The organism is Isoptericola sp. MSGPD8_1_ISO-PGPR-S23-394, from assembly GCF_058072785.1.
In genome coordinates this window covers 3290777-3311438 of sequence record NZ_CM176517.1, presented here as the reverse complement: position 1 = coordinate 3311438, position 20662 = coordinate 3290777, and the positions used below count along the sequence as shown (strand labels likewise).

General features: G+C 75.2%; 19 protein-coding genes and 1 pseudogene. 12 read left to right on the top strand and 8 right to left on the bottom strand.

Annotated elements, in window-relative coordinates; genetic code table 11:
* Nucleotides 1–111: 111 nt before the first annotated feature.
* From AC3RJ8_RS15185 to AC3RJ8_RS15175, 3 genes are all read left to right on the top strand, one after another.
* Nucleotides 112–711 (top strand): hypothetical protein, encoded by a 600-nt coding sequence (locus AC3RJ8_RS15185; RefSeq protein WP_489715657.1) that lies wholly within the window; start codon nucleotides 112–114, stop codon nucleotides 709–711.
* Nucleotides 712–931: 220 nt separating this feature from the next.
* A complete protein-coding gene (locus tag AC3RJ8_RS15180; RefSeq protein ID WP_489713388.1) occupies nucleotides 932–1552 on the top strand; it encodes a DUF47 domain-containing protein in 621 nt (206 codons plus the stop codon).
* A 2-nt stretch (nucleotides 1553–1554) separates the two neighbouring features.
* A complete protein-coding gene (locus AC3RJ8_RS15175) occupies nucleotides 1555–2559 on the top strand; it encodes an inorganic phosphate transporter (protein WP_489715656.1) in 1005 nt (334 codons plus the stop codon).
* Here AC3RJ8_RS15175 and AC3RJ8_RS15170 read toward each other — a convergent pair.
* The 5 genes from AC3RJ8_RS15170 to AC3RJ8_RS15150 form a co-directional block, all read right to left on the bottom strand.
* Nucleotides 2556–3602, bottom strand: a complete 1047-nt coding sequence (locus tag AC3RJ8_RS15170; RefSeq protein ID WP_489713387.1) for an NUDIX hydrolase — start codon at nucleotides 3600–3602, stop codon at nucleotides 2556–2558. The genes AC3RJ8_RS15175 and AC3RJ8_RS15170 overlap by 4 nt on opposite strands.
* A 10-nt stretch (nucleotides 3603–3612) precedes the next feature.
* Complete coding sequence (locus tag AC3RJ8_RS15165) at nucleotides 3613–5850, bottom strand: RNA degradosome polyphosphate kinase (RefSeq protein WP_489715655.1); 2238 nt, start codon at nucleotides 5848–5850, stop codon at nucleotides 3613–3615.
* Nucleotides 5851–6036: 186 nt separating this feature from the next.
* A complete protein-coding gene (mshD, locus tag AC3RJ8_RS15160) occupies nucleotides 6037–6996 on the bottom strand; it encodes a mycothiol synthase (RefSeq protein ID WP_489713386.1) in 960 nt (319 codons plus the stop codon).
* Between the two features lie 70 nt (nucleotides 6997–7066).
* Nucleotides 7067–9076 (bottom strand): acetate--CoA ligase, encoded by a 2010-nt coding sequence (acs, locus tag AC3RJ8_RS15155; RefSeq protein ID WP_489713385.1) that lies wholly within the window; start codon nucleotides 9074–9076, stop codon nucleotides 7067–7069.
* A gap of 455 nt (nucleotides 9077–9531) precedes the next feature.
* The gene (locus AC3RJ8_RS15150) at nucleotides 9532–10365 is read right to left on the bottom strand and encodes an HAD family hydrolase (RefSeq protein WP_489715654.1); all 834 of its coding nucleotides are present in this window, start codon (nucleotides 10363–10365) and stop codon (nucleotides 9532–9534) included.
* Nucleotides 10366–10469: 104 nt separating this feature from the next.
* On the opposite strand from AC3RJ8_RS15150, the gene AC3RJ8_RS15145 reads away from it, so the two are divergent.
* The 9 genes and pseudogenes from AC3RJ8_RS15145 to AC3RJ8_RS15105 form a co-directional block, all read left to right on the top strand.
* On the top strand, nucleotides 10470–11111 hold the full coding sequence (locus tag AC3RJ8_RS15145) for a winged helix-turn-helix domain-containing protein (RefSeq protein WP_489713384.1): 642 nt from the start codon (nucleotides 10470–10472) through the stop codon (nucleotides 11109–11111).
* Nucleotides 11108–12400 carry an MFS transporter gene (locus tag AC3RJ8_RS15140; RefSeq protein ID WP_489713383.1) on the top strand — a complete coding sequence of 431 codons (1293 nt, stop codon included), beginning with the start codon at nucleotides 11108–11110 and terminating at the stop codon, nucleotides 12398–12400. Before AC3RJ8_RS15145 ends, AC3RJ8_RS15140 begins: the two co-directional genes overlap by 4 nt.
* A 268-nt stretch (nucleotides 12401–12668) precedes the next feature.
* Nucleotides 12669–13370 (top strand): CpaE-like family protein, encoded by a 702-nt coding sequence (locus tag AC3RJ8_RS15135; RefSeq protein WP_489713382.1) that lies wholly within the window; start codon nucleotides 12669–12671, stop codon nucleotides 13368–13370.
* Between the two features lie 68 nt (nucleotides 13371–13438).
* Complete coding sequence (locus tag AC3RJ8_RS15130; RefSeq protein WP_489715653.1) at nucleotides 13439–14593, top strand: TadA family conjugal transfer-associated ATPase; 1155 nt, start codon at nucleotides 13439–13441, stop codon at nucleotides 14591–14593.
* On the top strand, nucleotides 14578–15243 hold the full coding sequence (locus tag AC3RJ8_RS15125; protein ID WP_489713381.1) for a hypothetical protein: 666 nt from the start codon (nucleotides 14578–14580) through the stop codon (nucleotides 15241–15243). The genes AC3RJ8_RS15130 and AC3RJ8_RS15125 overlap by 16 nt, the downstream gene beginning before the upstream one ends.
* Entirely contained in the window at nucleotides 15240–15866 is a 627-nt protein-coding gene (locus tag AC3RJ8_RS15120) for a type II secretion system F family protein (protein ID WP_489713380.1), read from the top strand. The genes AC3RJ8_RS15125 and AC3RJ8_RS15120 overlap by 4 nt, the downstream gene beginning before the upstream one ends.
* Nucleotides 15867–15964: 98 nt before the next feature.
* Nucleotides 15965–16192, top strand: coding sequence for a DUF4244 domain-containing protein (locus tag AC3RJ8_RS15115; RefSeq protein WP_489713379.1), 228 nt, complete (start codon nucleotides 15965–15967; stop codon nucleotides 16190–16192).
* Nucleotides 16189–16539 carry a TadE family type IV pilus minor pilin gene (locus tag AC3RJ8_RS15110; protein WP_489713378.1) on the top strand — a complete coding sequence of 117 codons (351 nt, stop codon included), beginning with the start codon at nucleotides 16189–16191 and terminating at the stop codon, nucleotides 16537–16539. The genes AC3RJ8_RS15115 and AC3RJ8_RS15110 overlap by 4 nt, the downstream gene beginning before the upstream one ends.
* Nucleotides 16440–16874: pseudogene (locus tag AC3RJ8_RS15105) on the top strand (Rv3654c family TadE-like protein); the annotation flags it as partial. The gene AC3RJ8_RS15110 and the pseudogene AC3RJ8_RS15105, both read left to right, overlap by 100 nt.
* A gap of 18 nt (nucleotides 16875–16892) precedes the next feature.
* Here AC3RJ8_RS15105 and AC3RJ8_RS15100 read toward each other — a convergent pair.
* The 3 genes from AC3RJ8_RS15100 to AC3RJ8_RS15090 all read right to left on the bottom strand — a co-directional run bounded on the left by AC3RJ8_RS15100 (nucleotide 16893) and on the right by AC3RJ8_RS15090 (nucleotide 20594).
* Nucleotides 16893–17759 carry an HpcH/HpaI aldolase/citrate lyase family protein gene (locus AC3RJ8_RS15100; RefSeq protein ID WP_489713377.1) on the bottom strand — a complete coding sequence of 289 codons (867 nt, stop codon included), beginning with the start codon at nucleotides 17757–17759 and terminating at the stop codon, nucleotides 16893–16895.
* A gap of 49 nt (nucleotides 17760–17808) precedes the next feature.
* Entirely contained in the window at nucleotides 17809–17952 is a 144-nt protein-coding gene (locus AC3RJ8_RS15095) for a hypothetical protein (RefSeq protein ID WP_489713376.1), read from the bottom strand.
* A 95-nt stretch (nucleotides 17953–18047) separates the two neighbouring features.
* Complete coding sequence (locus AC3RJ8_RS15090) at nucleotides 18048–20594, bottom strand: DEAD/DEAH box helicase (RefSeq protein WP_489713375.1); 2547 nt, start codon at nucleotides 20592–20594, stop codon at nucleotides 18048–18050.
* Between the last annotated feature and the right edge of the window lie 68 nt (nucleotides 20595–20662).

Sequence of the window (20662 nt, the reverse complement as noted above, 5' to 3'; positions counted from 1 at the left end):
GGCCGTCCCTGGTGATGCTAAGAGCGATGGCGTGAGCGGGCACGGCGAACGACGCAGCGCACCTGCGAGACTGGGCGGGTGACCGACCGACCCAGGTTCCGCCGCCCCGCGATGCTCGACCCGCGCGACGCCGACGCCCTGCCCGGAGCGCTCGACCCGGCCCGCCGTGACGAGGTCGCGCACACCACCGCCCGCGCCGTCGTCCACCGGGCACGCGCCGCCGAGGATCCCGAGGTGGTCGCCCGTCTCGTCCGGCTCGTGGAGCGCGAGGGCCTGGACGTCGTCGCCGAGCTCTGGTCCGACGCCGCGCCCGCCACACTGCCCGGTGCCCTGTGGCGGCTGTATGCCCTGCGCGAGTGGGTCCGCCGCGACCCGAGGACCGTCGGGCTGCGGTACCGGCTCGGCGTGGACGCCGCGCCCGTGCGCGAGGTGGTCGCCGGCGTCCCGCGCCCGCCCACGCCGTCGGACCTGCGCGAGCTCGCGGACACCGTGCTGTCCGGGGTCTATGCCGGAGATCTCGCCGTCGCCCTCGAACGTGCTGCGGCCTTCTGCCACATCCTGGCGACCGGGGCGGCCCACGACGCGGACGCCCGGGAGGTCGCCGACCCGGACGCGGCCGCCCGCATGACGAGGGGCGCCGCCGACCTGGTGGGCACCGCCGGGGAGCTCGAGCACGCGGCGGCGCTCTGGCGTGCGGGTTCGCTCGACTGAGGGTCAGGCCCTTACGATGGAAGGGCGGCGTCGGGCCGCGGTAGCCCCGGGCTCCATCTTCAGCCGCTACGAGCGGCCACGCGCCGAGAGGCGCTCCCGGTCCGGCGTCGCACTCTTCTCCCGTCACGGTGCCGTGCCGCTCCGCAGACGGATTTAGCCCGGCCGCGAGGCGGGATCTACTCTGTGACTGACCGAGCGTCCTTCCTCACCGGGAGCCCCCGTGCGCCTGCGCCTCACTCCGCGCGACACCACCTTCTTCGACCTGCTGGCCGTCCTCGCCGGCCACACCGTCACCGGTGCCACGCTGCTCGCCGAGCTCCTCGGTGCCTCCCGCACCGAGCGCGAGGCGATCGTCGAACGTCTCACCGAGGCCGAGCACGAGGCCGACGAGGCGACGCACTCGATCATGCGGCGGCTCAACAAGACGTTCGTGACCCCGTTCGGCCGTGACGAGATCTACAGCCTCGCCTCCGCGCTGGACGACTGCATGGACGCCATGGACGAGGCCGGGCACCTCATCGTCCTGTACAAGATCGACGAGCTGCCGATGGCGGTCTCCGAGCAGATCCAGGTGCTGCTGCGCTGCGCCGAGCTCACGGCCGACGCGATGCCGCGCCTGCGCAAGCTCGACGAGCTCCCCGAGTACTGGGTCGAGATCAACCGGCTCGAGAACCAGGGCGACAAGCTGCACCGCACCCTGCTCGCCCACCTGTTCGACCGGGTGACCGACCCGATCCTGCTGATCAAGCTCAAGGAGGTCGTCGACATCCTGGAGGAGGCCACCGACGCCTTCGAGAGAGTGGCGAACCTCGTCGAGACGATCGTGCTCAAGGAGTCGTGAGCGTGGAGCTCGCCCTCGTCGTCGTCGTGATCGTCGTCGCCCTCGGCTTCGCGTACACGAACGGGTTCCTCGACGCGGCGAACTCCGTGGCGACCTCCATCTCCACGCGGGCGCTGACCCCGCGGATCGCCGTCGCGATGGCCGCCGCGATGAACTTCGTCGGAGCCCTGCTGGGCACCGCGGTCGCCGAGACCATCGCCACCTCGATCGTGGACCTCGACGGCGCCGCGCCGGTCGACGCGCTCGTCGTGCTGCTCAGCGCGCTCCTCGGGGCGGTGGCGTGGAACCTCGTGGCCTGGTGGTTCGGGATGCCGACCTCGTCGACCCACGCGCTGGTGGGAGGTCTCCTGGGCGCCGGGCTCGCCGGCGGGATGGTGGTCCACGCCGAGCAGGTGCTCGACCGGATCGTCCTGCCCCTGCTGATCTCCCCGGTGGTCGGGTTCGTCGGGGCGTTCGGCCTGATGATCGCGGTGCTGTGGATCTTCCGGCACGCGGCGCCGTCGCGCGTGAACCGACGCTTCCGCATCGCCCAGACGGCGTCCGCCGCGGCGGTGGCCCTCGGGCACGGGCTGCAGTCGGCCCAGAAGACGATGGGCGTCATCTGGCTGGCGCTGCTGACCGTCGGCGCCGTCACGCCCGTGGCCGAGATCCCGCTGTGGGTCAAGCTGCTGGCCGCCACCGCCATGGCGGCGGGCACCTACGCGGGCGGATGGCGCATCATGCGCACCCTCGGCCGGCGCATCATCGAGATCGACCCGGCGCGAGGCTTCGTGGCGGAGTCCGTCTCCGCGATCGTGCTCTACATCAGCTCGATCGTGCTGCACGCCCCGGTGTCCACCACGCACACGATCACGGCGGCGATCGTCGGCGTGGGGTCCACGCGACGGCTCTCGGCCGTGCGGTGGGGCGTGGCCCGCACCATCGCCGTGTTCTGGCTCCTCACCGCACCGGCCGCCGGCCTCCTCGCCGCGCTGATCACCGTGGGCGTGCTCGGGGTCGTCGGCTAGAACACCGGCGGCGCGACCCGCTCGGCCGCGACCACCCGCGGACCCTTGCCCGTCGTGGCGACGTGGGCGACCAGCGCCTCTCCCGGCTCCAGGTAGGGGTCGCGGCGTGGCAGGGCGTTCGCCACGGCGCGGCGCGAGTGCTGCCCGAGGACGTCCAGGACCGTGGGCAGCACCGGACGGTGGGTGCACAGCACCGCCGACCGTCCGGCCTCGAGCAGGTCGCGGACCGCCGCCGCGACCCGCGCGGGAGAACGCTCGTGCTGCGCCTCGCCCAGGTTGTCGCTGTACTCCGGGCGGACCCCGGACGCCCGGACGTACGGGTCGATCGTCGTCGCGCACCGTTCCCAGCGGCTGGAGACCACCGAGTCCACCCCGTACGCCGCCAGCACCGGCACCAGCGCGGCGGCCTCGGCGTGGCCGACGGGCGTCAGCGGCCGCTCCTGCTCCTGGCCGTACCAGGCGGCGCGGGGCAACGCCCGGCCGTGCCGCACGATCACCACGGCGTGCGTGGCGAGGTGGCCGTCCCGGGCGGCCTCCAGGAGGGCCTCGAGCGGGCCGCGGTCCGTCGGACGCGTGAGCCGTTCGGCGGCGTCGTCGGCGTCCACCCACTCCGTCCGGTCGATCTCGTGCTTGTCGACGGGCGCCACGGGGTTCCGGGCGGCGAGCGGGTGCGTGTCGTGGGTGGCGCTCGCGCGTCGTGCCGCCCAGTAGTGCACCCGCTTCACGCGGCCCTCCGGCGTGAGGTACTGCAGCCCGGGCAGGGGCAGCCCGAGGACCACGGGGCGACCGGTCTCCTCGGTGACCTCGCGCACCGCCGTCGTGGCCAGGGACTCGCCCTCCTCGTGCTTGCCCTTGGGCCACGACCAGTCGTCGTAGCGGGGCCGGTGGACCAGCTGGACCTGGATCCTCGCGTGCCGCGTCCGCCACACGAGAGCGCCGGCCGTCTCGATGACGGGGGCGTGCTGGACCGAGGTGGCGCCGAGCGGGTCGACGAAAGGTGTCGCGGTACGGAGCGGGCGGGGGGACTGCGCGGCGGAGCTCATCGCGTCGGCGTCAGCGGGTCATGCTGGGACGACGGCGGTGGCGCCGGACGAGCCGCGACTGCAGGTCCACCAGGGGCTCGCCCTCGGGCCCCGTGGCCCGGACCCACGTCCCGTCGGGCTGCAGGTGCCAGGAGGCGGTCTCGTCGGACATCGACTCGTTCATCAGCTCCAGCAGCTCGAGGACCTGGTTCTCGTCGCTGATGCGCACGAGTGCCTCGACGCGGCGGTCCAGGTTGCGGTGCATGAGGTCGGCCGACCCGATGAAGACCTCCGGCCCGGTCTCGGGGCCCTCCCCGATGGCCGGGCCCGCCGAGTTCGCGAAGGCGAAGATGCGGGAGTGCTCCAGGAACCGGCCCAGGAGGGACCGCACCCGGATGTTCTCGCTGAGGCCCGGCACCCCCGGACGCAGGGCGCAGATGCCCCGCACCACCAGGTCGACCTTGGCCCCCGCCTGCGACGCGCGGTACAGCGCGTCGATCGTCTCCTCGTCGACGGCGGAGTTGACCTTGATCCTGACCCATGCCTCGTGCCCGGCGCGGGCGGCGGCCGCCTCCCGGTCGATGCGCTCGACGAGACCCGAGCGGACGGTGCGCGGCGCGACCAGCAGCCGGTGGAACTTCGACCGGGGGGCGTAGCCGGACAGCTGGTTGAACAGCCGTGTCAGGTCCTGCCCGACGTCGGGGTCGCAGGTGAGCAGCCCGTGGTCGGTGTACAGCCGGGCGGTCTTGGGGTGGTAGTTGCCGGTGCCGACGTGGCAGTAGCGCCGCAGGCCGTCCGACTCCTGGCGGACCACCAGCGACAGCTTGCAGTGGGTCTTCAGGCCCACGATGCCGTAGACCACGTGCACGCCCGCCTGCTCCAGCTTGCGTGCCCAGGAGATGTTCGCCTGCTCGTCGAAGCGTGCCTTGATCTCGACCAGCGCGAGCACCTGCTTGCCGGCCTCGGCGGCGTCGATGAGCGCGTCCACGATGGGGGAGTCGCCGGAGGTGCGGTAGAGCGTCTGCTTGATCGCCAGCACCTTCGGGTCGGCGGCCGCCTGCTCGAGGAAGGTCTGCACCGACGTGGAGAACGAGTCGTACGGGTGGTGCAGCAGCACGTCGCGCTCACGGATCGCGCCGAAGACGTCGCCGGGCATCGCGGACTCGACCTCCGCGAGCTGGCGGTGGGTGGTCGGGATGAACGGCGGGTAGTGCAGCTCCGCACGGTCGATGTCCGCGATGACGTTGAGCCCGGTGAGGTCCAGGGGGCCGTGCAGCTCGTAGACCTCCTCCTCCACGACGCCGAGCTCACGGACCAGCAGCTCGCGGATCCGCGGGGAGATGCCCTCGGCCAGCTCCAGGCGGACCGGCGGCCCGAACCGGCGACGCAGCAGCTCCTTCTCCATCGCCTGCAGGAGGTTCTCGGCGTCGTCCTCCTCGACCTCGACGTCCTCGTTGCGGGTCACGCGGAAGGTGTGGTGCTCGCGCACCTCCATGCCGGGGAACAGGTGGTCCAGGTGCTGGGCGATGACCTCCTCGAGGGGCACGAAGGACTTCTGCGTGCCACCCGCCTGGGTGGGTGTCGGCGCGCTGGGCCGGCCGCGGTCGTCGACGGCGATGAACCGGGGCAGCAGCGGCGGCACCTTGACGCGGGCGAAGTGCTCCTTGCCGGTCAGCGGGTTCTCCACCACGACGGCGAGGTTGAGCGACAGCCCGGAGATGTACGGGAACGGGTGCGCCGGGTCCACCGCCAGCGGCGTGAGGACCGGGAAGATGTGCTTGCGGAAGAACTTGTGCAGGCGCTGCTGCTCCTTGTCGAGCAGCTCGTCCCAGTGCACGATCGTGATGCCCTCGTCGGCGAGCGCCGGCTGGACGTCGGTGCGGAACACCGCGGCGTGGCGCTCCATCAGCCGGTGGGCGTTCTCCCCGATGCCCTCGAGCACCTCGCGGGGGTTCAGGCCCGACGCGGCGGTGACGGCGATGCCGGTGGCGATGCGGCGCTTGAGCCCGGCCACCCGCACCATGAAGAACTCGTCGAGGTTGGACGCGAAGATCGCCAGGAACCGGACCCGCTCCAGCAGGGGCATCGACGGGTCCTCGGCCAGCTCCAGCACGCGCTCGTTGAAGGCGAGCCAGCTCAGCTCCCGGTCGGCGAACCGGTCCGCGGGCAGCTCGGCCGGCTCCGCGGCGACCACGTCGGCCCGGAGCGCGCCGTCCTCCGCGTCCTCGGCGATGTGCTCGGCGATGTGGGCGGCGAGCTGGGGGTCCATGCGGCGTGGGCCTGCCTTCGCGGTGGTTCGGGTCTCGGTCGTGCCGGTGGTCGCCGCGGCGACGAACCGGCCGCGGGAGTCACGCCACCGGGCGGTGCGCGGGCTGGACGCAGTCATGAGGCCATGTTGGCACCGATTGATGAACGACGGGTGACGTGCCCGGGATCTCCGTGCCGTGTCCGCCGCTCAGGCGACGGGACCCGGTGCGTACTGGACGTCGGTCGCGGCGCGCTCGAAGCCCGCACGGTCGTAGGTCGCCAGGGCGGCGGCGTTGTCGCCGTCGACGTAGAGCACCGCGCGGGTGCAGCCGACGGTCGCGAGGTGGTGGAGCCCGGCGTCGGTCAGCAGCGCCCCGAGCCCTCGTCCCCGGGCGGCCGGGTCGACGCCCACGGCGTAGATCTCACCGTCGCGCGCACCGTCCGGCTGGTCGGTGGGGACCTTGGTCCACACCGAGCCGGCGAGCCGGCCGTCCGGTCCCTCCAGCAGCAGGAACCCGTCGGCGTCGAACCACGGCTCGGCCGTGCGGGCGTGCAGGTCGTGGACGGTGAGGCGGCCCTGCTCAGGGTGCTCCGCGAAGGCCTGCGCGTTGAGCGCCACCCAGGCCTCGTCGTCGGACCCGGGCCGGAACGGCCGGACGCGGTAGCCGGGGGGCGGCTGCGGCGCGGCGGTCGCCTGGTCCAACGGACCGTCGAGCGGCCGCGCCAGCAGGAGCAGCTCGCGGACGCTCTGGTAACCCCGGGCGGCGGCGAGCCCCTGGGCGGCGGGCAGGTCGCCGTGGGCCCACACGCGCAGGGGGACGCCACGCTGGCCGGGGGCGCCGGACCGGCCGGGCAGCCGGGCGTCGCGCTCGGCGGTGCGCACCAGCAGGGTGCCGATCCCGGTGCGCCGGTGGTCGGGGTGGACGACGAGCTCGGCGCTCGCGACGTCCCCGCCGCGGTCCACCTGCAGGTAGCCGGTGGTGGCACCGGTCTTGGTCTGCACCCGCACGTGGGTGAGGTCGTGCGCGTCCTCGCCGAGGCGGAGCAGCGGCTGCTCCGACAGCGGGGCGACGCCGTCGTGGGCGGAGGCCGCCGCGGCGAGCTCTCGCACGGCGTCCTGGGCGGTGGGGGTCAGGGGGCCGATCTCGATCGGGGCAGGGAAGCGCACCCGACCATCGAACCACGAGGTGGCGCGCCCCCGCCGGGACGCGCCACCTCGTCGTGCGGGCGGGCTCGGGTCAGTCCTGGGACGACCCGCCGGCCAGCCCCGCCTGGATCAGGCCCATCACCGAGGAGTCGGCGAGCGTCGTGGCGTCCCCGACCTCGCGGTTCTCGGCGACGTCGCGCAGCAGGCGGCGCATGATCTTGCCGGAGCGGGTCTTGGGCAGCTCGGCGACCACGAGGATGCGCTTCGGCTTGGCGATCGGCCCGATCTCCTTGGCGACGTGGTCGCGCAGCGTCTTCTCGATGCGGGCGGAGCCCTCGTCGGTGGCCGCCTCGTCGGCGTGCTCGCCACGCAGGATGACGAACGCGACCACCGCCTGCCCGGAGACCTCGTCCGCGGCGCCGACGACGGCGGCCTCCGCGACGAGCTCGTTGGACACCAGCGCCGACTCGATCTCGGTGGTGGACAGGCGGTGCCCGGAGACGTTCATGACGTCGTCGACCCGGCCGAGCAGCCAGATGTCGCCGTCCTCGTCCTTCTTGGCGCCGTCGCCCGCGAAGTAGATGCCGGGGAACCGGGACCAGTAGGTGTCCTTGAACCGCTGCAGGTCGCCCCAGATGCCGCGCAGCATCGACGGCCACGGCTCGGCGAGCACGAGGTACCCGCCGCCGCCGTCGGGCACGGGGTGCGCCTCGTCGTCGACCACGGTGGCGGCGATCCCGGGCAGCGGCACCTGCGCCGAGCCGGGCTTGGCCGCGGTGACGCCGGGCAGCGGGGAGATCATGATGGCGCCGGTCTCCGTCTGCCACCAGGTGTCCACGATCGGCGTGCGGTCGGAGCCGATGACGCGGCGGTACCACATCCAGGCCTCGGGGTTGATGGGCTCGCCCACGGACCCGAGCACGCGCAGCGAGGACAGGTCGAACTCGGCCGGGATCTCTTCGCCCCACTTCATGCACGCGCGGATCGCGGTCGGCGCCGTGTAGAAGATGGACACGCCGTACTTCTGGACGATCTCCCACCAGCGGCCCCGGTGCGGGGTGTCGGGGGTGCCCTCGTAGATCACCTGGGTGGCGCCGTTGAGCAGCGGGCCGTACACGATGTACGAGTGGCCGGTGACCCAGCCGATGTCGGCGGTGCACCAGTAGACGTCGGACTCGGCCTTGAGGTCGAACACGTATCTGTGCGTGAACGCCGTCTGGGTGAGGTAGCCGCCCGTGGTGTGCAGGATGCCCTTCGGCTTCCCGGTGGTGCCCGAGGTGTACAGGATGAACAGGGGGTGCTCGGCGTCGACCCAGGCGGGCTCGTGGAACGTGTCGGCGGCCTCGACGGCCTCGTGCCACCACACGTCGCGGCCCTCGGTCCAGGCGACCTCCTGCTCGGTGCGCCGCACGACGAGCACGTGCTCGACGGTCGTGGCCTCCTCGCCGACCTTCGGGACGAGCGCCTCGTCGACCGCGGGCTTGAGGGCGCTGGGCGCCCCGCGCCGGTACCCGCCGTCGGCCGTGATGACGAGCTTGGCGCCGGCGTCGGCGATCCGGCTGCGCAGGGCGTCGGCGCTGAACCCGCCGAAGACGACGGAGTGGGCCGCGCCGAGCCGCGCGCAGGCGAGCATGGCCACGACGGACTCGACGAGCATCGGCAGGTAGATGACGACGCGGTCGCCGGACTCCACGCCCAGGGCCGCGAGCGCGTTCGCCGCCCGGGACACCTCGCGCTGCAGGTCGGCGTACGTGACGGTGCGGGTGTCGCCGGGCTCGCCCTCGAAGTGGATGGCGACGCGGTCGCCGAGCCCGGCCTCGACGTGGCGGTCGACGGCGTTGTAGGCCGCGTTGAGGGTGCCGTCGGCGAACCACCGCGCCACGGGCGCCCCGGACCAGTCCAGCGTCTCGGTGAAGGGGGTCTTCCAGGTGACGAGCTCGCGGGCCTGCCGGGCCCAGAACTCGACGCGGTCGGCGGCCGCCTCGTCGTACAGGGAGGGCTGGGCGTTGGCCTGGGCCGCGAACTCGGGGCTCGGTGGGAACGCTCGGGTCTCGTGGAGCAGGTTCTCCAGGCTCGGGCTGGTGGACTGGCTGTCGGTCACTGGTTCCTCCGCGTCGTCGCGTTCCGTCCGTCGGCGCTCCCGAGGGGCCGCCTCTGGGGAGTGTAGACCCGGGCGTGCTGCAGATCACGCCCGTCGAGGAGCATAGTAAGGAGAGATCACTTATCCCGTCCACGACCCCCGGGCGACGCCCGGCGACGAGCGGTCGACCTGGCCGCCCGAGCGGTCGCCGACTCGCGCCGAACGGTCTCCGCCGGCGTGACCGACCGCACGGGGAGTGACCGCACGAGGACGGCGCCCGGGTGCTTTCCACCGAGCGCCGTTCTCGCCGGACGGTTCGCGGGTAGCAGGCGCGTGGCCCTCGCGTCGTCGTACCGGGTCCAGCCCGCTCGACGAGTCCTCAGCGGACTGTCTGTGCGTGGGTTCCGTGCCCCGTCCTGACACCTCCCATGGAACGCCCGCCCATCGCGCCCCGCAAGAGGACCGGTGTGTCCGGTTCAGGTGCGGCGGCGCCGCCACCGGCGCCACAGGAACCACCCGATGCCGGCGAGCGCGAGCGTCCCGGTGACGGCGAGCACCGGCGTCGGGCGGATCGTGGGGCGCAGCGCGACGGGTCGGGTGAACGTGAGCGTGCCCCAGTCGTTCTGCGCCGCCAGCCGGCGCAGCGCGCGGTCCGGGTTCACGGCGAACCCGTGCCCGACCGCGGCGAGCATCGGGGCGTCGGTGATCGAGTCCGAGTAGGCGTAGCAGCGTCCCAGCTCGTACCCCCGCGCGGCCGCCAGCTCGCGCATGGCCGTCGCCTTGTTCTCGCCGTAGGCGTAGAAGTCGATCTCCCCGGTGAACCGGCCCTCCGCGACGGCCATGCGGGTCGCGACCACGTGGTCCGCCCCGAGCATCGCCGCGATCGGCTCGACCAGCTCGGTGCCCGACGCGGAGACCACCACGACGTCGTGGCCCCGGGCGTGGTGGTCCTCGATGAGCTCCACGGCCTCGGCGTAGACATAGGGGTCGATGTGCTCGTGCAGCGTCTCGGCGACGATCTGCTCGACCTTGGCCACGTCCCAGCCGGTCGCGAGCTCGGACAGGTGCCGGCGCATCCGCTCGGTCTGGTCGGCGTCCGCGCTGCTGGCCATGTATAGGAAGTGCGCGTAGGCGCTGCGCAGCACGTCGCCGCGCGTGATGAGGCCACCCGCGAAGAAGGACCGCGAGAACGCCGCCGTCGAGCTCGTCGCGATCACCGTCTTGTCCAGGTCGAAGAACGCCGCGACCCGGTGGCCCGCCCGTGACCGCACCCGCCCCTGCGGCGGAGGCGTGGCCGGCGACGGGTTGATCACCCGACAGAGCCTATGGCCTGTGGCGCCGAACGCCACGGCCGACTCGGGGATGCGATGCACAACTCTTGTGCACAATAATCGTGCATTGATATTGTGCACGCATGGACATGACCCCGGAGCAGCCCTGGACCCGCCTCGACCTCACCGCCGAGTCGGTCAAGGTCCTCGCCCACCCGCTGCGCTCGCGGTTGCTGAGCGCCCTCCGACGCGGCGGGCCGGCGTCGGCGACGGCCCTCGCCGCCGAGCTCGCCACCAACACGGGCGCCACCAGCTACCACCTGCGCAAGCTCGAGTCGGTCGGGCTCGTGGAGGACACCGGCGCAGGCCGCGGCAAGGAACGTCTCTGGCAGGCGGCGACCGAGAGCCACGGCTGGTCCCACGCCGACCTCGCCGACGACGAGGACGCCCGCACCGCGCTCGGCTGGCTCGTGCGCGACTACCACCGGCAGTTCGACGTCGCGTACTCCCGGTGGCTCGACGTCGCCGAGTCCTGGCCGGAACCGTGGCAGGAGGTCTCCGGGATGGGCGACGACTGGGTGGAGGTGACGCCCGACCAGGCCCGGCGGATGCAGGCCGAGATCGACGCCGTCGTGGCCCGGTACGCCCACGCCGGCGAGGGGGACGACCGCGCACGACGCCTGCACCTGTACATGACGTCGTTCCCGCTCGAGCCCGACGACGTCCCGGTCGGCGAGGACACGGAGGACGAAGAGGACACCGGGGCCCCGGGGGCCGACGGATGACCGTGCTCGCACCGGTCGCCGCGCGCCGGGTCTTCCTGCTGCTGAGCGCGACGCGCTGGTTCCCCGTGGGTCTGGTCGTCGCCGTGACCACCCTGCTGCCGGTCGAGCGCGGGCTCACCGTGACGCAGACCCTGACGCTCGCGTCGATCACCGGGATCGTCGTGTTCGCGCTCGAGCTGCCGACCGGCGGCACCGCCGACGCGTTCGGCCGCAAGCCGGTCCTCGTCGCCGCCGCGGTGACCCAGGTCGTCGCGGCGGCCGTGTTCGCCGTGGCGGGCACCTTCTGGCAGTTCGCCGTCGCGGCTGCTGCGATGGGAGCGTTCCGGGCGCTGGACTCCGGCCCGCTCGAGGCCTGGTTCGTCGACACCGTCCACGCGACCAGCCCGGGCGCCGACGTGGACGGCGCGCTGGCGAGGCACGGCGGCGTCGTGGGCCTGTCCGTGGCCCTCGGCGCGCTCGTCTCCGGAGGGCTCGTGTGGTGGCACCCCGTGACCGCCTGGTCCGCGCTCACCCTGCCGTTCGTCGTCTACGCCGGGCTCGCCCTCGCGCACCTCGTCGCCGTGTGCCTCCTGCTGCGGGAGGACCGCCCGGTGCCGGACGGCGGCCCCCTCCGCAGGGAGTCCGTGCGGCGGGCGCTCGCCTCGGCCCGCCGGGTGCCCGCCGTCGTCGGCGACGGCCTGCGGCTCGCCGCCTCCAACCGGGTGCTGCTGGGGCTGCTCCTCGTCGAGGTCTTCTGGTCGACGGCGATGGTCGTGTTCGAGTCGCTGCAGCCGATCCGCCTCGCCGAGCTGGTCGGCAGCGAGGCGCGCGCCGGCGCGATCATGGGACCGGTGGCGTCCGTGGGGTGGGGCGTGTTCGCGCTCGGCTCGGCGCTCGCAGGAGCGCTCTCCCGGCGGGTCGGAGTGGTGCGCGCGGCGATCGCGGCACGCGTCCTCAACGGCCTCGGCGCCGTGTGGATGGGGCTGGTCGCCGGACCGGCGGCGCTCGTGGTGGCCTACCTGGCCACCTCTGCGCTGCACGGCGCGGCCGGGCCCCTGTACAACGCACTGCTGCACCGGGAGGCCGAGGCGCGCAACCGTTCGACGGTGCTCTCCCTGGCCTCGATGGTTGCGTTCGCCACCTACGCGGTGGCCTCGCCGGCCCTCGGCTGGACCGCGGACCTGCTGTCCACGCCGGTGGCGATGATCGCCGGCGGTGCGGTGAGCGTGCTCGGGGTCTTCTGCTTCGTGCCCGCCCTGCGGCGCGAGCGCGCGTTGCGCCGCGCGGGACAGGTCGCCGTGAGCGTCTGACCTCGCTCCGAAGCCGTCCCCAGCCCGAGGCCGTCCACCGACGGGTCCGTCCGCCCGACGACGGTGCCGTGCCCCGCTGCAGGGTGGCGCCATGGACCACGCCAGCGCCCCGCCGCAACCCAGCTCGCCGCCTGCTGCGCCGCCGGTCTCGTCGCAGCCCGTGTCGCCGGGCACGGTGTCACCGGGAACCGCACCGTCCGCTCCAGCGCAGCCGGGACCGTCCCGACTGGTCGCCGTCGTGGGGGCGTGCGGAGGGGCGGGTGCCAGCGTGCTGGCCGCCGCCGTCGCCCGGACCCTGCGGCGCCGTGCCGGCGCGACCGCGCTCGTCGACCTCGACGTGCCGGGGGCCGGCCTGGACGTGCTGCTCGGCGTCGAGGACCACGCCGGCGCCCGGTGGCCCGACCTGGTGGACGCGCGCGGGACGGTCGACGGCGACGGGCTGGTGGGTGCGCTGCCCCGCTGGGGTGCCGTGCCGCTGCTGTCCGGCTCCCGGCACGACGCCGCCGAGCAGCCCCTCGACGACGGGGTGGTGCTCGACGTCGTCACGGCGTTGCTGCGGTCCGGCCACCGCGCCGTCCTGGACGTGGGGCGGCCGGCCGCGTGGCGGAGCTCGACGCGCGCGCTGGTGGCGGCCGCCGACGCCGTCGTCCTCGTGGTGCCGCTGACCGCCCCGGCCGTGGCGGGCGCCGTCGCCACCACCGCGATCCTGGAACGCCTGGGTGCCGGACCGGTCCGTCTGGCGGCCCGCCGTCCGGTGCCCGGGCGCATCGACGCCGCCGGGCTCGAACGAGCCGTCGACCGGCCGGCCGTCGCCACGCTCGGCTGGGACGGACGCCTCGCGGCGTCGCTCGAGCGCGGCGACGGACCCCGCACCGGGCGACGCACGCCGCTGGGCGCGGCCGCCGACCGGATCGTGGGCGTGCTCGAGCACCAGCCGTCCGCCACCGTGGCCGGTGGGGTCCGCCCGTGACCGGCCATCGCACGGCCGGTCTCGGCACCGCCCACGGTGCGGCCGCGGCCCCCGAGCCCCGGTCCGGCATCGCCCCCGGGCTCCTCGCGGACGTACGGACCCGGCTCGGCACCGGGCCGGCAGGGCCGCCCGACGACGCGGCGGTCGAGGCGGCGCTGCGGGCGAGCGGGCGGGTGCTGGGCTCGGACGCCCTGGTCGACCTCACCCGGGCCGCTCGTGCCGAGCTCACCGGCGCCGGCCCGCTGCAGCCGCTGCTGGAGGGTCCGGGCGTCACCGACGTGCTCGTCAACGGCCCCGACGACGTGTGGGTGGACCGCGGCGACGGGCTGCGACGCAGCGACGTCCGGCTGCCCGACGCCGATGCCGTGCGGGCGCTCGCGGTGCGCATGGCGGCCGTGGCCGGTGCCCGTCTCGACGACGCCAGTCCGGTCGTGGACGCGCGCCTGCCCGACGGCACCCGGTTGCACGCCGCGGTCGAGCCCGTCGCTCCCGCCGGGGCCGTGATCGCGCTGCGCGTCCTGCGCCAGGCCGTGCTCGACCTGCCGACGCTCGTCGCCGGCGGCGCCGTGCCGCCCGACTGGGAGGGCCTCCTGACCGGACTCGTGCAGGGCCGCGCGAACCTGCTGGTCACCGGTGGCACCGGGACCGGCAAGACGACCCTGCTCGCCGCCCTGCTCGGCGTCGTGCCACCGGACGAGCGGCTCCTCACCGTCGAGGAGGCGCGCGAGCTGGCACCGGTCCACCCGCACGTCGTGGCGCTCGCCGCTCGCCGGCCCAACGTGGAGGGCGTCGGCGAGGTCACGCTGACCGACCTGGTGCGGGGCGCGCTGCGGATGCGCCCCGACCGCATCGTGCTCGGCGAGTGCCGGGGGGCCGAGGTCCGCGAGCTGCTGCTCGCCCTCAACACCGGCCACGACGGTGGGATGGCGACGGTGCACGCGAACGCGGCCGAGCACGTCCCGGCGCGCCTCGAGGCGCTCGCCGCGCTCGCCGGGATGCCGCGCCCCGCCGTGGCGGCGCAGGCGGCGGCCGCCCTGGACGTGGTGCTGCACCTGCGGCGGCGTGCTGGAGCGCGGTACCTGGCGCAGGTCGCCGCGGTGCGCCTCGCCGACACCGGCGAGCTCGAGGTCCACCCGGCGGCGACCTGGGACGGACCAGGATCCGGCAGCCCCCGGACCGTGGACGGCTGGCAGGCGATGGTCCGGCGGTGGTCGGCGTGCTGACGTCCGTGGCGCTGCCCGTGGGCTGCGCGGTGTGGTGCGTCCTGGCTCGGGCGGGGCGCAGGGCAGCCGTGCTCGCGCTCCCCGCCGGACGCCGGGTCCGGTCGCGCGCGGGCTGGTGGCGCCGGTCCGGGCGCGCCCGGGACGGTGCCCCCGACCAGGTCCGGCTGGCCCTGGCACAGGTCGAGGCCCTGCTCCGGTCGGGGGCGGCCCCGACGACGGCGTGGTCGCGGGCGCTCGGGGTGCCCGTCGACGCCGAGGGCGTCCCCGACCCGGCCGCGCTGGCGCGTGCCGTCGGCGGCGTCCGCCCGGCCGGTGCCGTGATCGCCGCCGCGCGGCTGGCCCGGGACGTCGGGGCACCGCTCGGCGGTGTCCTGGAGGGGGTCGGGGCCGCGCTGGTCGAAGGCGCCGAGGCCGACGCCGAGCGGGAGGCCTCGCTCGCCGGGCCGCAGACCACCGCACGCGTCCTGCTCTGGCTGCCCGTCCTCGGGGCGGGGCTCGGGTGGGCGCTGGGAGCCGACCCGGTCGCCACCGCCACCGACGGCGGGGCCGGCACCGTCGCCGTGCTGCTCGGGGTGCTCGCCCTCCTCGCGGGGCGGGCCTGGACCCGGCGGCTCGTCGCCGCCGCACGCGCGGCGGGAGGCGAGCCATGAGCGCTGCGGTGGTCGCCGTCGTCGTCGGGGCGCTGGCGTTCGCGGGGACGACGCCGTGGCGCACGGCGGCACGCGCCGCGGATCGCCGCGTGTCCGCGTTCCGTGACGGCCGGAGCATCCGCACCGACGTCCGGGCTGAGCCGGAGCATCCGGATCCGGTCGACGTGACCTGCCTCCTGGAGCTGGTCGGCGCAGCCGTCCGTTCCGGGGCCGGCGTTCCCCGGGCGCTCGAGGCGGTGGGGACCGCCGTCGGCGGACCCGACGGGCGGTCCCTCGGTCGGGCGGCCGCCGCGCTCCGCCTCGGGGACGGGTGGGAGAGCGCCTGGGTGGCCGCCGGCACCACCCCCGCGGAGTCCGACGGGCAGCCGCGGTGCCCGCCCCGTCTCGACCTGCTGCGCCGTGCGCTGCGCGGGGCGTGGGACGACGGCGCCGCCCCCGGCGAGGCGCTGCGCGCCGCGGCGGCGGAGCACCGGCACGAGCGCCGGGCTGCCGCGCGCACGGCCGCCGCCCGGCTTGCCGTCCGGCTCGTGCTGCCCCTCGGGATCTGCTACCTGCCGGCGTTCGTCCTCGTCGGGCTCGTGCCCGTGCTGCTCGCGCTCGGTCTGGACCTGCTGTCCGGCTGAGCGTGCCCGTCCCGGCCTCCTCGGCGGGACGGACCCCGGGCCGACCGGCCGCGGGGACCAGGAACCGGGCAGGCGCCCGGTCGAGAGAAGGAGAGACCATGACCGTCGACACCGTGAACCCGGCCGGCGCGGAGGACGCGCCGGCGCCCCGCCCCGAGGCGGCGCCGGCTGAGGGGGCGGACCCCGAGGCGGGGCTCGCGACCGCCGAGTACGCCATCGCGACGATCGCCGCCGTCGGGTTCGCCGGGCTGCTGATCGCCGTGCTCCAGAGCGACACCGTCCGCGGCATGCTCGAGTCGATCGTCGCCTCGGCACTGTCGGTGTGAGCGCCCGCGACCGGGCGGAGCGCGGTTCGGTGACCGCCGAGCTCGCGGTCGGCATGCCCGTGATCGTCCTGCTCCTGGTCGCGGTGCTCACGCTCGCGGCCGCGTCCACCGCGCAGATGCGTGCGGCGGACGCGGCCCGGGCCGGGGCCCGGGCGGTCGCCGTCGGGGAGGACACCGCCGTGGTCCGTGCGACGGCCGCCCGGGTCGCCGGGGAGGCTGCGGACGTCACCGTGACCTGGGACGGCGAGTGGGTCCGCGTCGTGGTCACTCGCCCCGTGGTCGGCGGGTGGTTCGCGGCCGGACCGCTCCGAGCCACCGGGGAGGCCGTGGCGTGGGCCGAACCCTGAGCCGCGCGCACGGCGAACGAGGCGCCGGCACCGTGCTCGTCCTCGGCGTGGCGGCCGTCGTCCTGCTGGCCTGCACGGCGATCGCCGTGCTCGGCGCGGCCCAGCAGGCACGGTCCGTCGCCCGGTCGGCCGCGGACCTCGGCGCGCTCGCCGGCGCCACCGCGCTGCGCTGGGGCCTCGACCCGTGCACGACGGCGATCGCGGCGGTGGAACGGAACGGTGCGCGGCCCGTGGCCTGCGAGGTCCACGACGGCGGGATCGTCGCGGTCACGGCGGTGCGCCCCGTGCTCGGACCGGCGTCCTGGGCCGGCGTGGGACCGGCCGAGGCCGGTGCGCGGGCCGGGCCGCGACCCTCAGCTCGGGGTGATGCCGAACAGCTCGGCGCGCTGGTTGATGAGCCGGGCGCGGGCGAGCCGAGGCTTGTCGGACCCGTCGCGGATGACCGACCCGGCGGCCTCGAACTCCGCGAGGAAGTCGATCGCCCAGGCGACGTCGGCCGGGGCGGGGGAGAGCACCTCGTTGACCACGGCGGGCTGCTCCAGGTCGAGGCACAGCCGGCCGGTCATCCCCATGGCGACGGCGTCGCCCGACTGCTCGCGCAGCAGCGGGTGGCTGGAGCCCACCGTCGGGCCGTCCACCGGCCCCGGCAGGCGGCCGATGCGGCTGGCGGTGACCAGCCGGGAGCGCGGGTAGGCCATCGCCAGCGGCTCGTTGGCGGCGCCGGTGTCGCGCCGGTAGTCGCCCGAGCCGAACGCGAGGCGGAACGTCCCGGGTGCCCGGGCGATGCTCACCGCGTCCTCGATGCCCAGGGCCGACTCCACCAGCGGCACCACGGGGACCTGGCCTCCGAGGCGCTGCGCCGTGTCGACGACCTGGTCGGGGCTCTCGGTCTTGGCCAGCATCACGCCGCACAGGCCGTCGACGTCCCGGAAGGCGCGCACGTCGTCGGCCCACGCCTCCGAACCGCGCTCGTTGATACGCACCCAGGCCCGTCCGCCACCGGCGAACCAGCCCAGGACGCCGTTCCGGGCCTCGTCCTTGCGGGACTCGTCCACGGCGTCCTCGCAGTCGAGGACCAGCTGGTCGGCCCGGGACAGCTGGGCGGCGTCGAAGTCCTCGCTGCGCAACGCGTTGAGCAGCAGCCACGAGCGGGCGTTGGCGGGGTCCACACGCCGCGACTCGCGGGTGTGGCGGAGCGCGGTCAGGTCGTCGGTGGTCACGCCACGATCGTAGCCACCGTGCGCCCTGGTCCGGTGCCGTACCGGGCCGTCAGACGAGGACGGGGAAGGCGGCGACCAGGACGATCCCCACCGACGCCACCACGATGCCGGCCCCCAGCACGACCCAGCCGGCCCATGCCACGCGGTTGCGCGCGGACACCACCGCCGCAGCCTCGGCCTGGCCCTCGGGCACGTACCAGCGCTCATGGTGGCTCTGCTCGGGACGCAGACCGACCTGGAACGACGGCAGGGCCGTTCGGCACCGTCGGCATCAGGACGGGGACCTCGCTACGCGGGTCCGGGGGCGTGCCGCAGCAGGGCGTCCAGCACCCGCACCGCGGCGTCCTTGTCCAGCGGGGAGTTGTCGTTGCCGCACTTGGGGGACTGGACGCAGGCGGGGCAGCCGGCGGCGCAGGGGCAGGCCGCGACGGCGTCCCGGGTGGCGCGCAGCCATCGTCCGCCGAGCTCGTAGCCCCGTTCGGCGAAGCCCGCACCACCGGGGTAGGCGTCGTAGACGAAGACCGTCGCCTCGCCCGTGTCCGGGTGCTGCGCCGTGGAGACCCCGCCGAGGTCCCACCGGTCGCACGTGGCGAGCAGGGGCAGCAGACCGATGGCCGCGTGCTCCGCCGCGTGCAGGGCGCCCGGGGCCGCGTCGGCGTCGACGCCCGCGGCGCGGAGCACGTGGTCCGGCACGGACCACCACACCGCCGTCGTCCCGAGCGTCCGGGAGGGCAGGTCGAGGGGCTCGGTGTCGAGCACCTGCATGTCCGGGACGCGGCGCCGCTGGAAGCTGACGACCTGGCTGGTCACCTCCACCGGTCCCAGCCCCCAGGTGATCGGGCCCCACTCCCGGCGCTGCGCGGGCCGCGCGCCCTCGGGGGCGGGGTGGTCGGGGTCGCCCGGCTCCTCGAGGCTGATCTCCATGACGTCGCGGGACCAGGTCGCGTGGTCGACGTCCCGGCGCACCACGAGCGCCACGTGGTCGGCCAGGTCGAGGTGGTCGACCACGTACGTGGCGCCCTGGTGGACGTACACGGCGCCGTCGTGCACCTGCCCGTCCGCCGAGGACGCGTCCACCGTGCCGAGCAGGCGGCCGGTCGTCGCCTCGACGACCCGCACGGGCTGTCCGCCGGAACCTCGGAGGTCCGCCATGCCGGCCGCGGGCTGGGCGTGCGTCCAGTACCAGCCGGAGGGCCGGCGGCGGAGCAGCCTGCGCCGGACCAGCACGTCGAGGACCTCGAGCACCCGCTCGGGCTCCCCGAAACGGGCCAGGTCCTCGGAGCGGACCGGGACCTCCTGCGCGGCGGCGCAGAGCTGCGGGGCGAGGACGTACGGGTTGCCGGGGTCGAACACGGTGGCCTCGAGCGGGGCGTCGAAGACCGCCTCGGGGTGGGTGACCAGGTACGTGTCGAGCGGGTCCTCCCGGGCCACGAACGCCACGAGCCCGTCGGCGCCGGCCCGGCCGGCTCGTCCCGCCTGCTGCCACAGCGACATCCGGGTGCCGGGCCACCCGGCCACCAGCACCGCGTCGAGCCCCGAGATGTCGACGCCGAGCTCGAGGGCGTTGGTCGTCGCCAGACCCAGCAGCTCCCCGGTACGCAGGGCGTGCTCGAGCTCGCGGCGTTCCTCGGGCAGGTAGCCGCCGCGGTAGGCGGCCACCCGGCCGGCGAGCTCGGGCGAGACGGGCCGCAGGTGGTCCCGGACCTGCTGGGCGACGGACTCGGCGCCGCGGCGGGACCGGGTGAAGGCCAGCGTGCGGGCCCCGTGGGCGGCGAGATCGGCGAGCAGGTCCGCGACCTCGGCGGTCGCCGACCGGCGGGGGTGCTCGGCCTGCCCGTCGGTGGTGAGCACGGCGTCGGCCTCGTTCGCCGCGGGGTCGAGCGGGTCGGGCAGCGCCCAGGGGTCGGTAGCCCCGCCGCCGTCCGCCGCGCCGCCCGAGCGCTCGAACGCGGGACCGGTGATCTCGGGAGGCTGCCACAGGACGACGGTGCGCCGGCCGGCGGGCGAGCCGTCGTCGACGACCTCGGTGACCTCGTCGGCGGAGGTGCCGAGCAGCCGGGCGACGCTCGCGGCGGGCTCCGCCGTCGTCGCGCTCGCCACCACGAAGCTGGGCGCGGAGCCGCCGTAGTGCTCGGCGAGGCGCGTGAGGCGCCGCAGCACGAGGGCGACGTGCGCACCGAAGACGCCACGGTAGGCGTGCCCCTCGTCGACGACGACGTAGCGCAGCCCGCGCAGCAACCGCGACCAGCGCCGGTGGCCCGGGAGCATCGCGAAGTGCAGGAAGTCGGGGTTGGTGAGCACGACGTCGGCGTGCTCCTGCACCCAGCGGCGCTCCTCGGGCGGGGTGTCGCCGTCGCAGGTGGTGGCGCGGACGTCACCGGTGCCGGCGGCGTCGAGCAGGCGGGTCAGGGCGGTGAGCTGGTCCGCGGCCAGGGCCTTGGTGGGCGACAGGTACAGCACGGTGCCGGGGCGGGTGCTCGTCTCGATCCGGTGCCGGCCCTGGCGGGCGGCCGAGCGGGCGGCCCGGACGGTGGTCAGGGCCGGCAGCCAGAACGCCAGCGACTTGCCCGAGCCGGTCGAGCTGGCCAGCGCGACATGCTCGCCGCGCCAGGCGGCGTCGGCCGCGGTGACCTGGTGCGTCCAGGGGCGGTCCACCCCGAGCGCGCGATATCCGGCCACGAGCTGGTCGTCGGCCCAGGACGGCCAGTCGGCGTGGCGGGCGGCGCGGGCGGGGAACGTCCGGGCGTGCAGCAGCCGGTCGGCGCGGGACCCGCGAGCGGTCAGCACGTCCAGCAGCGGGTGGTCCGCCTCGGGGAGCGGGGTCGCACGGGGCACGCCGCACAGTGTGGCACCCGGTGCGGACCTCAGGTTTGCCGCGTGACGCTCAGGGCTTGCTCACGCCC

Excerpts from the sequence above, each read along its gene's own strand:
- AC3RJ8_RS15185 (WP_489715657.1), top strand. The coding sequence starts at position 112 with ATGCTCGACCCGCGCGACGCCGACGCCCTGCCCGGAGCGCTCGACCCG.
- AC3RJ8_RS15170 (WP_489713387.1), bottom strand. The coding sequence starts at position 3,602 with ATGAGCTCCGCCGCGCAGTCCCCCCGCCCGCTCCGTACCGCGACACCT.
- AC3RJ8_RS15165 (WP_489715655.1), bottom strand. The coding sequence starts at position 5,850 with ATGGACCCCCAGCTCGCCGCCCACATCGCCGAGCACATCGCCGAGGAC.
- AC3RJ8_RS15145 (WP_489713384.1), top strand. The coding sequence starts at position 10,470 with ATGGACATGACCCCGGAGCAGCCCTGGACCCGCCTCGACCTCACCGCC.
- AC3RJ8_RS15140 (WP_489713383.1), top strand. The coding sequence starts at position 11,108 with ATGACCGTGCTCGCACCGGTCGCCGCGCGCCGGGTCTTCCTGCTGCTG.
- AC3RJ8_RS15120 (WP_489713380.1), top strand. The coding sequence starts at position 15,240 with ATGAGCGCTGCGGTGGTCGCCGTCGTCGTCGGGGCGCTGGCGTTCGCG.
- AC3RJ8_RS15115 (WP_489713379.1), top strand. The coding sequence starts at position 15,965 with ATGACCGTCGACACCGTGAACCCGGCCGGCGCGGAGGACGCGCCGGCG.